We start from the raw sequence: 13067 nt of genomic DNA, 5'->3' as shown, positions 1-13067 counted from the left end.
TCGGAAACGTCGTGTTCGACTGGCGGCTTTGTACGATTATTCGTTCAAAAGGGTGCGGAAACCTCGTGTCACTGGCAGCTTTGTACGACTATTCGTTCAAAAGGACGCGGAACACCCATGTCACTGGCAGCTTTGTACGATATTTCGTTCAAAAAGGCGCAGTTCTGCAGTACAGCAGTTGAAAGCACCCAAGAGCCTCGCCCTCTCCTTACTCGCTTACTAAATTTGAGAAACAATAAAAAAATGAGTACACTAGAAGAAACAAAGGAGGAGAATATACATGGCCGATCAGGCAACAAAGATGGAAATCGGAATCAGCACCTTTCTCGAAGCCACACCCGATCCGAAAACAGGACAAGCGATCAGCCATGCCCAGCGGCTGCGGCAAGCCGTCGAAGAGATCGTTCTGGCCGATCAAGTAGGACTCGACGTCTATGGTGTCGGCGAGCACCATCGGGCCGATTACGCCAGTTCCGCCCCCGCAGTTGTGCTCGCCGCCGCTGCATCTATGACTCAACACATTCGCTTGACCAGCGCCGTCACCGTACTGTCTTCGGATGACCCTGTCCGCGTATACCAATCATTCGCCACACTGGACGGACTGTCCAATGGCCGGGCAGAAATTATGGCGGGAAGGGGATCGTTCGTGGAATCGTTCCCCCTGTTCGGCTATAGCCCGGACGACTATAACGAGCTGTACAACGAAAAACTGGAGCTATTGCTGGCCATTAGGGAATCCGAGAAGGTCAATTGGCCCGGCAGCAAGCACCGGGCCGCAATCCGCAATCTTGGGGTATACCCGCGTGCCGTGCAGAACCCGCTTCCTGTATGGATCGCCAGCGGCGGCAATCCGCAATCAGCGGTGCGCGCAGGCATGCTCGGCCTGCCGATTGCCTTCGCGATCATCGGCGGCATGCCAGAGCAGTTCGCTCCCTTGGTTGAACTGTACAAGCAGGCAGCTGCGCGTGCAGGTCATGATCCCGACAAGCTGGAGATCGCGACCCATTCACACGGCTTTGTCGGCGATACGAACGAGCAGGCGGCTGAGCTGTTCTTCCCGCCAACTCAAGCGCAGATGAACGTCATCGGGCGCGAGCGGGGCTGGGGCCCTTATACGCGCGCGACCTTCGACGCCGCATGCAGCCCGCGCGGCGCGCTCTATGTCGGCGACCCGGAATATGTCGCCGAGAAGATCCTGCTGCTGCGCAAAAATCTCGGCGTCACCCGCTTCTTCCTGCACATTAACGTCGGCACTATGCCGCACCGCGACATCTTGCACACAATCGAACTGCTGGGCACGCGCGTCGCCCCGATTGTGCGCAAGGAGCTGGCCCGCGAATAGGCAGCCATCCACCATGCAGGGGCGGTCCATCACCGTTCCTGCTCCCGCACATACTAACAATGCAGTCATGACAGGCAGCAGCAAGCCTCATGCCTGACGCAAAAAGACGCCGAGGACCAAATCCTTGGCGTCTTTTGCGTTAGGCGGCTACATGCTTTGCAGCTCTGTCTAGCGGGCTTTTCCTAATCAAGCAACAGCAGCAACGCCGGCATGAGGACACCGCGAATAAGGAACGCGTCGAGCCAAGTCCCGCCCGTGACGATAAAGCCGAACACGAACAGCAGCACGAACAGCAGCTGAATCGGCTGCGTCATCAATACGGCGAAGGAGACCGCCAGAATAATGACTGCCGAGGAAATGCCTCCGCCCTTAGCCGATACGGATCGTTCGACCGCCTTTTTCACCGAATGCTTCCGCCGTTCCTCCATAAATCCGGAGATACGCATCCTATTGCAGTCAATGCCAAGCGCCACTAAGAAGGCGAAAAGAATCGAGCGGCACCCGATTGCTGATTGGATCGATCCCAACCAGCAGACTGCCTAGAAACCTAGCGAGCCCCAATGCAGCCAGAAAGGAAACGAGAATAGTCCCCATCATGTAAACGGGCATCTCGAAGGAACGAGTCATGCCCATCCGTTGCGCCCCGCACACCTACCGCTGGGTCAAGCGTACAACCTCAAGCGTGCTGATTTTTTGCTTAGAGGCTTCGTGGTACAGCCACTTTTCCTTCACGTGATCGACAAACAGCACACCGTGGAGATGATCGATCTCATGCTGCATGCAGCGGGCCAGGTAGCCCTCACCCTCCAGCACAATCGCCTCTCCTTGACGGTTCAAAGTCTGCACCTTAACGTAGTTCGCCCGCTTCACGTAACCGATGTAACCGGGGAACGACAGACAAGCTTCCGTTCCTTCCTGTTCTCCGCTGCTTTCGATGATGACCGGATTAATCAATTCAATCAGTCCGTCTCCGCAATCCATCACAGCCAGCTGGCGCAATATCCCGATCTGCGGCGCAGCCAAGCCGGCGCGGCCATCCTCCGCATAAAGCGTTTCGACCAGATCGTCAAGCTGCTTGAGTGTCCTTGCATTGATCTCTGCCGGCTTGGCCTTCTTGCGCAGGATCGGATCGCCGAACGGCAGTATTGCTTTGACCGCCATGAACTCACGCTCCTTTCATCTTCTGCGGCGGTGTATAATGCCACAGGTCATTCGGCGTACAATCCAACGCTGTACACAGCGCATCTAGCGTCTCCGCCTTCATCTGCCGCGGCGACTTCGTTAATAAAGCGCTGATCGAAGCCGGAGTCAGATTGTAGCCCGCCTTCTCCTGCAGCAGTCGAGCCAGCTCCGAACCCTTCCAAATCCCGCGTTCGGCCATTACTTGTCTAAGCATCCAGACTAGCATGCAATCCCCTCCAGCAAATTAGGCAACGCCTTAATTTATTAGTTGTAACCTAACATAACTGATTTCCATTTGGATGTAAAGTGTGCTGTGTGGAAGAAACGCGAAACGCATATCTGCCAACAAAAGAACGGGAACCGGGAGACGATAATCGGCCATTTTAGACACTTCATGACCTTGCTTGGTTACTTCAACCCCAGTTAGTTAAGCCAATTATACTTCTTACATTCGCCCGGATGCTTCTATACAATAGAAGACAGATCCTTGAACAGGAGGTAGGAACCATGAAGATTCAACACATTGCAGACACTACGGAATTGAACAACGGCGTGCGCATGCCTTGGCTCGGACTTGGCGTGTTCCAGGTGGAGGAAGGCGAGGAAGTCATCAACTCGGTGCGCTATGCGCTGGAGGCCGGGTACCGCTCGATTGATACGGCGGCGGGCTATCGCAACGAAGCAGGGGTCGGGACCGCAATTAAACAGAGCGGCATTAAGCGCGAGGAGATCTTTGTGACTACGAAGCTGGCGAATAGCGACCAAGGATATGAATCGACGCTGCAAGCCTTCGAGGAAAGCCGCCGCAAGCTCGATCTGGAGTATATCGATCTGTATCTGATTCACTGGCCTGGCAAGGACAAGTACAAGGATACGTGGCGAGCGTTCGAGAAGCTGTACAAGGAAGGCTACATTCGCGCGATTGGCGTCAGCAACTTCAAGGAGCATCACCTGGAGTCGCTCAAGCAGGACAGCGATATCATTCCTGCGGTCAACCAGGTCGAATTCCATCCGCTGCTGAACCAGCAGAAGCTGCTTCAGTATTGCAAGAACGAGGGCATTCAATTGGAAGCCTGGACACCCATCATGAAGGGCAAGCTGGACTTGCCGGTACTGACGGAGCTGGCTGCCAAGTATAACAAAACCCCTGCGCAAATTGTGCTTCGCTGGGACCTGCAGCACGGCATCGTGACCATTCCGAAGTCCGTCCGCCAGGCACGCATCCAAGAAAATGCTGATATTTTCGACTTCACCCTTTCGGAAGACGATATGAGCAAAATCGATCAGCTGAATCAGGATTACCGCTTTGGTCCTGATCCGGACGAACTGCTCTTCTGATGCGGATAACGTCACAATGCAGCAAGCCAGAGGCCTGACCTCCGGCTTGCTGCTTCTTATTGCTGCTACCCCTTGATGAAAGCACATCGGCAATCCTCTCCGCATGCTGGCGGCACTTCGCTCTGCAAGTATCCTGCTTGCAGTCCAGGGTCTCTCTGCCTGACATGCATCTGTCCTTGAGAATCCCAAACGATTACAGGATTTGCTCTCCCAGCAAGGAGGCGATAAATTCCAGGGCCACTTCCGCTGTCGCATTGTCAGATTCCAGCGTCGGATTGACCTCCACGAATTCAGCAGAGGTAATGAGACCGGATTCATGCAAGAGCCGCAGCGCGAATTGCGCTTCCCGGTAACTGACGCCGCCCTTGACCGGTGTGCCTGTGCCGGGTGCCTCCAACGGATCGAGACTGTCCACATCGAAGCTGAGATGTATGCCGTCGGTCGTATCCCGCAGAAGATCCAGCGTCTGGGCAATCACCTCTTCCATGCCCATTTGATCGATATCGTGCATCGTGAAGCAAGTCACGCCCGAATCGTTAATGTACGCTTTCTCTCCTTCATCGATCGACCTGGCGCCTATAATGACTACATGCTTGGACTTGATCGGATGTCCGCCTTCCTTGATTTTCGTTAAACGCGGATCTCCCATGCCCAGTCCAACTGCCAATGACATGCCATGGATGTTGCCGGATGGGCTCGTTTCGGCCGTATTCAAGTCCGAATGGGCGTCGAACCAAATCACACCCAGATTTTTATAATGTCTCGTCAGGCCGGACAGCGTCCCAATGGCAATGCTGTGATCGCCTCCCAATACAAGAGGGAACTGCCCCTTCCTGACTACAGCCTCGACGCGGTCGGCCAGCTTCTCATTGACGGTGACAACCTCCTCCAGATTCTTCAGATTATCCGCCGTATTTTGCTTTCCTTTGCCGGTTGAAGGCGGCACGACCTCACCCTCCAGAACGCAAGAAACCCCTGCATCCGCCAACCGCTGCTCCAGTCCTGCCTGCAAAATCGCATTTGGACTTAAATGAACGCCCTTGCGTCCTGCACCAAGATCAAAAGGAACGCTCAATATGGATACGGTCTTCTGTTTCACCTTCACTCAGCCTCCTCGATTGGTTCCAACGCATATCCTATCCAGCCGATACATGGCAGCAACCATTTTGCGCGCCCTTTTTCATAAGTTTTATCTCCCACGGAAGATTTATACTCTGCATGCAACGGCAACGGGGCAAAGTGAACCTTGCTGCATGATGAGAAACGAGCAATCCAGGGAGCCTGTTTCCGCTCGCTAACGACAAAACCTAGGAGGCGGTTCGTTTCTGGCAGGGAGGAAAAGAACCGAATGCCTTTTTAAATAACGATTACCCGTGAATATCCCGTTTCCTGTAACCGAGCATGCCTGCCGCAATTAGCAAACCCGCGACCAAGAGCAGAAGGAAGGCTTGGGTATAATCCATCTCTTCCACCGGCAGCTGAGATGCATGCGCGAACGGCGACAGATTGCCGAGCCAAACCGGGAACTGCAGAAGACTGCCTAAATAAACGACGAAGAACGAAAAGCCCAAGTAAGCCCATGCCAGACCGGCAAACTTCGGGGCCACGCCGATCAGGAGGACAGCAACCCCGATCATGGTCCATACGGCTGGCAAATAGGACATGGCTGCCTGATAGAAGGCGCCGAGTGCAATCGGCTCCTCCATCACAGCCGATGCGGCTAATCCCAGACCGATAGCGGCCATAGAAAGCATGATCCAGCCAGTCGCCAGGGATATTCCCACATAGCTGCCCATGATGCGCAGTCGGGAGACCGTACGGCTAAGGAGATGCTCGGTCCGGTTCTTTTTCTCTTCCGCTCCGAGCTTTAAGATTGCCATCAATCCGGGAACCGTGCATATGATCGAAATAATAATCATTAGAAACGGAATGAATTGCTCGGTCAAGGAATAGCCCTCCGCTTGCGACAGCAGCTCATTCATGATCGCGTTGTCTGCGAAGAATGAATCCAAATCCCCGAGCACAGAGCCGTAAGATGCGCCTAGCACGAACATGCCGATCGCCCAGGCAATCAGACCGGTTCGCTGCAGACGCAGTCCCAGTCCAAGCGGGCTCTGCAAGAACACGGATGCCCGGGTTCTGCCAGGCCGTGCCGGCCATATACCGGCTTCCAAATCCCGCATGGCGTGCAGGCCATATGCGGCCGCCGCGAGCAAGAGCGCGACAGCAGCCGTAAGGATAACCGGCCACCAATAGTTGTTCACATACACTTCCGCGCTGAGCACCCAGCCCAATGGAGAAAACCATGTGAGCACACCATCCGTGACGTCGCCAATCGCCCGGACAAGATACGCGAGCAAGAGCACGGCTATGGACAGTCCAATAGTGCCGCGAGCACTTGGGGAAAGCTGAGCGAAGACGGCCGCGGCCCCGGTAAAGAACATCCCCGCGGCCCCCAATGCTGCCCCGTAAAGCAGCGATCCTTCCAGGTCCATGCTTTCCAAGCGCAGGGAATACAGCCCGACTGCGACAAGCAGGGCCAGTATCGCATTGGTGCCGAAGCCGACCAGCACCGTCGCTTGCAAATTTGACAGTCTCCCAACGGGCAGGGAGCGAATCAGCTCCATACGCCCCTCTTCCTCATCGGCCCGCGTATGGCGAGCCACAAGCAGCATGCTCATGATCCCGACTGCGACAGCGGTCATGAGCAGCATTTGATGAGCCATCATTGCACCGAGGGTATAATTGTCCAGACCATACCCTTTGCCCAACATAGCGGTCATGGCCGGATTCAGCATCGTCTCAGCCATCGTCTGTCGTTCCGACGCAGTCGGATACAAGCCTGCAAAGGCTTGCGCGACAACAAGCGTCAGGCTGGCTATAGCCAGCAGCCATAGCGGGATGCGCAAACGGTCACGCCGCAGAATAAATCGGACAAGGCGCCCTGTGCGTGCATACCATTGGCTGGCCATTACCGTTCGCCTCCCGTTCCCGCTTGCGGAGCATGCCCGCTCCCCTCATAATGCCGCATGAACAAGTCCTCCAGCGTCGGTGGAGCGCTTTCCAGCTTCACCAAGCCGGAGGCGCTCAAATACGCCATCACCTGCCCAAGCTCCTCCGAATCGACTTGGAACGTCAAGTCCAGACCGTCCTCCTCCAAATCATATACGCCCTTCATCTCCCCCAGCGCCGGAACAGGCTGCCTTGTCTGTACACGCAAAGTCGTCCGCGTCAGATGCCGCAATTCGGCAAGCGTTCCAGTCTCAATCAGCCGGCCATCGCGAATAATCCCCACCTTGTCGCAAAGCCGCTCCACCTCGGACAAGATATGGCTGGACAGAATAACGCTCTTCCCTGCTTGCTTCGCCTCCATGACGCACTCCTGGAAGACGAGCTCCATCAACGGATCAAGACCCGATGTCGGTTCGTCCAAAATATACAGATCCGCGTCCGACGAGAAGGCAGAAATGATCGCTACCTTCTGACGATTTCCCTTCGAGTACGTACGGCACTTCTTCGACGGATCCAGCTTGAACCTCTGAATCAGCTCTTCCCGCCTGCTCTTATTGGCCGTGCCTCGCAGCTTGACAAACAGGTCAATCACTTCTCCGCCAGTCAGATTCGGCCACAAATTGACGTCCCCCGGCACGTAAGCGAGCCGCTTGTGTATGTCTACCGCATCCTTCCATGCATCCATCCCGAAGATGGTCGCTTCGCCCGAAGTGGCTTTCAGGATGCCGAGCAGAATGCGAATCGTTGTAGACTTCCCCGCGCCGTTCGGGCCAATAAAGCCGTACACCTCTCCCCGATTGACTTCAATATTTATTCCGTTCAATGCTGTAAAGCTGCCAAATGATTTGGTGAGATTGGCCGTGCGCAATACCGCCATGAGATATCCTCCCCTTCAGAAAATAATGAAATAAATTAATTGATATAGTTCATGATATACATATTTTTATCGCAATGCAACAGTTTATGAACTTCTCTAGTTGTTTTATTACATAATTTTGATTACACTCATTACAATGGGAGGGAAAATGAACATGAACGGATTTGAACGTCGCCGCGCACAGAAGAAAAAAGACATCTTGGAAGCTGCATTGGTTCTCTTTATGGAATACGGGGTACAGAAGCCCTCCATAGCCGAAATCGCACAAAAGGCCGGCGTATCGCAAGTAACGATCTATAATTATTTCGAGAGCAAGCACAATTTGGCGCATGAGGTCTTCTTGTATTATTTGGACAAAATGTCCGAGGAATTCAAGGAGATCTTATTGAGCGAGCTGGACTTCCCGGAAAAAGTGAAGCGTCTCATCTTTCGGAAGAAGGAAGCCGCCCAGGAAATGCATGAAGATCTGTATCTCTACATTATGCGGGAATATACAACGAGCCCGGGTCATCTCCGCGAGATCTTTCAGGAGAAGACACTGCCGAATCTGTTCTCCCTGTTCAACCAAGGCAAGGAGCAGGGCTATGTGGACCCGAATTTGTCCAACGAGGCTATCCTGTTCTTCATGCATGCGCTCTATGAATACCTGCAGCGGGAAGAGGTCTACAGCAATGTGCTGCCTATGACGGAGGATATTATGAAATTGATTTTCTACGGGATCGCTGGAAAGCGGGAGTAAAAAAATGAGGAAATCCATATCTGCTTCAAGTGCTCCGTTAAACGATTTGACAGAACCAGATTCAAAAGCCGCAACAACCAACAAAAAAAGGCGCCCGAACCCATCAGCGGGAACGGACACCTTCTTGGTTGGATGGAAAGGGTGGTGCAGGCAGAACAGGCTAGCTTAGTTCACAAGCTGCCATGGACCCCACTGATCGGCACCGGGCACCTGCCCTTGTGTCCACCATTGGGCTCTCCACAGCTGGCCGTTGTAGGAGACAATCTCTCCGCCAGTATAAATCTGGCTGGAGCTCCAAGCCGGATACTGATTGCCCGGCTCGTTCGGCTCACCCGGTTCATTCGGCTCGCCGGGCTCGTTCGGTTGGCCTGGCTCATGCGGTTCATGCGGTTCATGCGGTTCACCCGAACCGCTGACTAGCTCCCATGGTCCATATTGGCCTGTTGTACCCGGCTCTTGTCCTTGCGTCCACCATCTAGCTCTCCAGATTTGACCGTTGTGGAGAACGATCTCGCCCGTTGTGTAAGCACGGATCGGATTCCATTCCAGAATGTCTCCGAAGCGGTCAGGATCGCCTGGGAAGCCTGGTGCCGGCACTGTCGGCGCGTTCGGGTTGATGCTCAGGTTCACATCAATCGCCTGATAGAAGGCATTCTGCGTGTCGGCAATATCCCAAACAGCGAGAATGACATGATATCCTGTACGGTCGTTCGGAATGAAGCAATCGTTGTATACATCATCAGGCGGCAGGGCGCCATGATCGATATAGCGGCAGAACAGTTCGAGATCAGCCCGTTTTAACGGAGAGTTCGGATCCCAACCCGGCTTCGTAATATAGTAATCCCAAGTGTTCGTGCTGTGGTTCGCAACGATCTTCCAATGGAACGTGTGCGGTCCGCCTTGCATATTCACTTTCGCCCAGCGATCCGCTGTTTGGGCATCCAGGCCAGGGAACACTGTCGCTCCCGCCAGCTGTCCATCCGGCACGCCGATCTCAGGGAAGTCTCCGCGGCCTTCCACGCTATGCGGCTCCCAGCGCACCGGTCCACAATTCACATTTACTTCCTGCGCACACAGATGCGCACGGCTGTCCACTACGTAACCGTGTGCAGAAGCCTTGTCTGCAAGCAATCCAAAGTATACGAGTGCCAGTATCGCAACGCCGGCGGCAACAACTAACAGTCTCGATAGCGAAAATCGATTTTTCAACACACCTTGATTCACTTTATTTTCCTCCCTTTTTATAAAAAAATAGCATTCCTTCATCGACACGGACAGCCCACATGTGAGCGGTTACAAGAATGAGAAAACAATCACTCCCTTCCAAGCAAAGCCTGTGCAATGTGCCCGGAATTCAAAAGCGGCAGTGTACTTCTACGGCCACCCTTCATAGCAGAAAAAGCTCCGCACCCCTTCTGATCCCGTGCCACTGTGTCTTGACCTAAGACCACAAGCCTTGGTTGTGCATCTATCACCAAACCCTGAAACGATGGCCGCATCTTCATGCGGAAAGGAGTCGCTTACTCGCAACGCCTTGATCTCAGGATTCTGATAGCCGGATTGCCGGGCCGGACGGACTTGGGCAAGAGGCAGTACCATACAGACGGAAAACGCTTTCGATGCAGCCGACAGTTCATCCCTGGAAAAAAACGAAATCCAACATTCACTTTTCCATAAGTGTCGATTTCTTGCTCTCGATGGAATCCCATCCGATCCTGCTCCGCCCCATGAGGCAAAGTCGCCTTCCTCTGCAATGACGATGCTCTGCTTCCTTCGAATCCCTTTGCCCCTGCATCGGCGAAAAGCCGCTCCGTGCCTAGCTTGCTGACTTTTCTCCTATGTCCATCCTAGCATACTGATCATGACCAATTCTAGTTGAAATAAGTTTTGAGAGAGTTAAGATTTTTTAGATAGTAAGAGGTGCCATTCCCATATAATGTGTGCTATTATGAAGATATCGGGGGAAAGCTGATCGACTGGGACTCCCCTCCCCTTGCACATTTCTTGCATACATTCTTAATAGAAAAGGGTGATCGCGATGCCAGAACACTACACAGAAAAGGAGATGAATCATGTACGCATTCCCGTCATGCTCAGGGATTCCTCTAACGGGGGAAAAGGGCAATTCCGCTTCTTGAGGCTGGACGAAATTTGCAGTGTTTCGACAGACGGCCGCACACTCCTGTTCGAAACGCGCGATGCCACTTACCATATGATTTCCACCTTGGATCAAGTGGGCCAATTTCTGATGCCATTGCTGGATCTCAAGAAGGTAGACCGCGTCAATTACATCCAGCCAAGCAAGGTAACCTACTATGATTCCGAATTTCGGAAGGTTTACTTCGATAAGCAGATTTCGGCCAAATCCAGATATGCCACGATCGCCCAACGTTATATGGAGTTGGTGCGCACGTTGGTCGGCAAGGACAAGGATCTGGCAAGAACGCCATAGTTTTGGCGCCTGCTAGTATGTACGTTGATCTAAATTACCATTATTTGGAGGGACCGTTGATGTTGTTGAATTTCAGGAAAGAGTTCAGGGAGCTGCTGAACATTCACCCTGGCGATCGGGTTGCCTATAAGGTAGAAGGGTCGAGAGTGATGGTCATGAAGAGTGACGAGGGCTACAAGGTCAATGCCACCGGTCAAGCGAATATTCCGAAGCATGTTGTGAACGCCGTCAATCTGAAGGAAAATGAGGTTTTGGTGATTGATAAAGTTCAAGAGAATGTGGCTTACCTGACTGTCAGGGACAGACGTTTTCGCCAGCCCAAGCTGAAAGGCCATGCCCTCAAAGCCCCGCGCAAGCTGAAGCTGGCCAATAAGCTTGGCAGATCGCCAATCGACCAATATGTGAACACGCTTCAATCCTATGGTTTTGCCAACGTTCGCAAGAACATGTTCACCCATGACATCGCGCGCATGCTCAGAGGTGTGGCTGACCTGCTGGAAAGCAAGGAGAATGAAAAGCTGTTCATTCGCTTTTCCTTGAGAGATCCGGAGATCTACGAATACGACTACAATGAACGCGAGTATAAGGTGATATTGAGGAAGGATGACAAGAATCACGAGATCACTTATGAAACAACGGCGGAGCTGCAGGATGTAGCGGCTGAGGTAGAAGCCAGTTATCCTGGATATGACGTTGTCTACATTATGCCGAACATTGTGTAGAAGCCTCCAGTACGCAGGCATCGTCACGGAATGCGCACACGCTGTGCCCCGCACAGTGAATGCCCAGCGTGATGATGCCTTGTCGTGCATCGTTGCAATCACGGGCTCCAGTGCCGCACGTAAAGCCGGCGGCGTCCGTCAACTCATAAGGCTCTTCACGGAATGCGAGCCCTCCTCTCCCTCTCTATTCCCAGGTTGTCGCCGCACTGGAAACGGACCCCTTCCACCCTCGCCGCCCACAATGTTCACACTGTCGCCACCGGCCTATTGGCATTTGAGTCTCAAAATGTCTTACTATAAAAAGGGAAGCTGATTTCCTGAACGCAAGGATCTCACGTTCATCTTCATACACTTAACAAGCCTAACACGGACTCAGGAGGAAGCCATGAGCGATAACCCTATTCAACAATTGCGCCTGATCAAAAATCGGATCACCAGTTTTATGATGGTGTATAAATTTGCGTTGAGCGAAATGGAGACGAAAATTGAAATATTGAGCGAGGAGTTCCAGCTGCTGCACGACTACAATCCGATCGAGCATACGAAGTCAAGATTGAAGTCGCCGGAGAGCATCATGAGAAAGCTGTATCGCAAGGGAGGGGCTCAATCGCTGGATGACATTCGCGACCAGATAAGAGATATTGCGGGCATCCGCATTACCTGCTCATTCATCTCGGATATATACACGATCAGCGAAATGCTGCAAAACCAGAGCGATCTGCGCACCATATCGGTCAAAGACTATATTGCCAACCCGAAGCCGAACGGGTACAAAAGCCTGCATCTGCTGGTAGCCGTCCCCGTATTCCTCTCGGACCGGCAGGAGCACGTCTATGTCGAGGTGCAGATCCGCACAATTGCGATGGACTTCTGGGCCAGTCTGGAGCACAAGATTTTTTATAAATACAACCAATCCGTGCCGCAGCACCTGCTTATGGAACTGAAGGAAGCGGCTGATGCCGCCTATGAGCTGGATGAGAAGATGGAGCGGCTTCACAAGGAAATCGAGGAAATCAAACTTAGCCGCTACGCAGATGAGGAGCTCGATCTCGAGGTGTTGGTGGGCAAGCACAACTTCCGCATCCCGGATAACCTGCTGAAGCTTATCCGGCAGGAGGACAGCCGAGACTAAGACAGTCACTAGCGCGCCCGCTGTTCGCTCATGCTGCGCCGCCTTCCCGGCTTACGAGTTTGCGCGAAGAAGGAGCTCCCCCAGCTCTGCTGTCACTTGAGAGCATCTTGTTTGGGGAACGCGAAGCATGGCCCCGTCCTCTATACTACGATGCGGTCCGCTGCAACGGTCAACCATTGTCGACTCCTTGTTTGGCTGATGCGGATCGATTGCTTCAACCGTGTCCGTCACAATAGCCAAATCGCTCCACACGCCCTGTAACGGTCAGCCA

The 13067-nt window shown here is 53.3% G+C and carries 15 protein-coding genes; 7 read left to right on the top strand and 8 right to left on the bottom strand.

The window, feature by feature from the left end; translation table 11 throughout:
• Both XYCOK13_RS08335 and XYCOK13_RS08330 read left to right on the top strand, forming a co-directional pair.
• Window positions 1–182: hypothetical protein (locus XYCOK13_RS08335; protein ID WP_213411636.1), on the top strand; the 182-nt coding region annotated here is incomplete at its 5' end.
• Window positions 183–280: 98 nt separating this feature from the next.
• Window positions 281–1342, top strand: a complete 1062-nt coding sequence (locus XYCOK13_RS08330) for an LLM class flavin-dependent oxidoreductase (RefSeq protein ID WP_213411635.1) — start codon at window positions 281–283, stop codon at window positions 1340–1342.
• Between the two features lie 182 nt (window positions 1343–1524).
• Here the strand turns inward: XYCOK13_RS08330 and XYCOK13_RS21845 are convergent, their stop codons facing one another.
• Genes XYCOK13_RS21845 through XYCOK13_RS08315 form a run of 4 tightly spaced genes read right to left on the bottom strand, consistent with a single transcriptional unit; the run spans window position 1525 to window position 2750 of the window.
• Complete coding sequence (locus XYCOK13_RS21845) at window positions 1525–1788, bottom strand: MMPL family transporter (protein WP_244865068.1); 264 nt, start codon at window positions 1786–1788, stop codon at window positions 1525–1527.
• Between the two features lie 10 nt (window positions 1789–1798).
• Complete coding sequence (locus XYCOK13_RS21840; RefSeq protein WP_244865069.1) at window positions 1799–1975, bottom strand: hypothetical protein; 177 nt, start codon at window positions 1973–1975, stop codon at window positions 1799–1801.
• A gap of 18 nt (window positions 1976–1993) precedes the next feature.
• A complete protein-coding gene (gene def, locus XYCOK13_RS08320; RefSeq protein ID WP_213411634.1) occupies window positions 1994–2503 on the bottom strand; it encodes a peptide deformylase in 510 nt (169 codons plus the stop codon).
• Between the two features lie 4 nt (window positions 2504–2507).
• Window positions 2508–2750, bottom strand: coding sequence for a helix-turn-helix domain-containing protein (locus tag XYCOK13_RS08315; protein WP_213411633.1), 243 nt, complete (start codon window positions 2748–2750; stop codon window positions 2508–2510).
• Window positions 2751–3031: 281 nt separating this feature from the next.
• Between XYCOK13_RS08315 and XYCOK13_RS08310 the strand changes: the two genes are divergently transcribed.
• A complete protein-coding gene (locus XYCOK13_RS08310) occupies window positions 3032–3862 on the top strand; it encodes an aldo/keto reductase (RefSeq protein WP_213411631.1) in 831 nt (276 codons plus the stop codon).
• A gap of 193 nt (window positions 3863–4055) precedes the next feature.
• Here XYCOK13_RS08310 and rocF read toward each other — a convergent pair whose 3' ends face one another.
• The 3 genes from rocF to XYCOK13_RS08295 all read right to left on the bottom strand — a co-directional run bounded on the left by rocF (window position 4056) and on the right by XYCOK13_RS08295 (window position 7751).
• Window positions 4056–4961: an arginase gene (rocF, locus tag XYCOK13_RS08305; protein ID WP_213411629.1), complete on the bottom strand. Its 906-nt coding sequence runs from the start codon at window positions 4959–4961 to the stop codon at window positions 4056–4058.
• A 268-nt stretch (window positions 4962–5229) separates the two neighbouring features.
• Window positions 5230–6834 carry an ABC transporter permease gene (locus XYCOK13_RS08300; protein ID WP_213411627.1) on the bottom strand — a complete coding sequence of 535 codons (1605 nt, stop codon included), beginning with the start codon at window positions 6832–6834 and terminating at the stop codon, window positions 5230–5232.
• Window positions 6834–7751, bottom strand: a complete 918-nt coding sequence (locus tag XYCOK13_RS08295; RefSeq protein WP_213411625.1) for an ABC transporter ATP-binding protein — start codon at window positions 7749–7751, stop codon at window positions 6834–6836. Before XYCOK13_RS08295 ends, XYCOK13_RS08300 begins: the two co-directional genes overlap by 1 nt.
• A gap of 154 nt (window positions 7752–7905) precedes the next feature.
• On the opposite strand from XYCOK13_RS08295, the gene XYCOK13_RS08290 reads away from it, so the two are divergent.
• A complete protein-coding gene (locus XYCOK13_RS08290; protein WP_213411623.1) occupies window positions 7906–8490 on the top strand; it encodes a TetR/AcrR family transcriptional regulator in 585 nt (194 codons plus the stop codon).
• Between the two features lie 165 nt (window positions 8491–8655).
• Here the strand turns inward: XYCOK13_RS08290 and XYCOK13_RS08285 are convergent, their stop codons facing one another.
• A complete protein-coding gene (locus tag XYCOK13_RS08285) occupies window positions 8656–9714 on the bottom strand; it encodes a lytic polysaccharide monooxygenase (protein WP_244865067.1) in 1059 nt (352 codons plus the stop codon).
• An 814-nt stretch (window positions 9715–10528) separates the two neighbouring features.
• On the opposite strand from XYCOK13_RS08285, the gene XYCOK13_RS08280 reads away from it, so the two are divergent.
• The 3 genes from XYCOK13_RS08280 (at window position 10529) to XYCOK13_RS08270 (ending at window position 12796) form a co-directional block, all read left to right on the top strand.
• Entirely contained in the window at window positions 10529–10942 is a 414-nt protein-coding gene (locus XYCOK13_RS08280; protein ID WP_213411621.1) for a hypothetical protein, read from the top strand.
• A 59-nt stretch (window positions 10943–11001) separates the two neighbouring features.
• On the top strand, window positions 11002–11664 hold the full coding sequence (locus tag XYCOK13_RS08275) for a hypothetical protein (protein ID WP_213411619.1): 663 nt from the start codon (window positions 11002–11004) through the stop codon (window positions 11662–11664).
• A 385-nt stretch (window positions 11665–12049) separates the two neighbouring features.
• The gene (locus XYCOK13_RS08270; protein WP_213411617.1) at window positions 12050–12796 is read left to right on the top strand and encodes a GTP pyrophosphokinase; all 747 of its coding nucleotides are present in this window, start codon (window positions 12050–12052) and stop codon (window positions 12794–12796) included.
• The last annotated feature ends 271 nt before the right edge of the window (window positions 12797–13067 follow it).

This window comes from Xylanibacillus composti (assembly GCF_018403685.1).
Classification (GTDB): Bacteria; Bacillota; Bacilli; order Paenibacillales; family K13; genus Xylanibacillus; species Xylanibacillus composti.
This window is presented reverse-complemented; position numbering and strand designations above follow the sequence as displayed.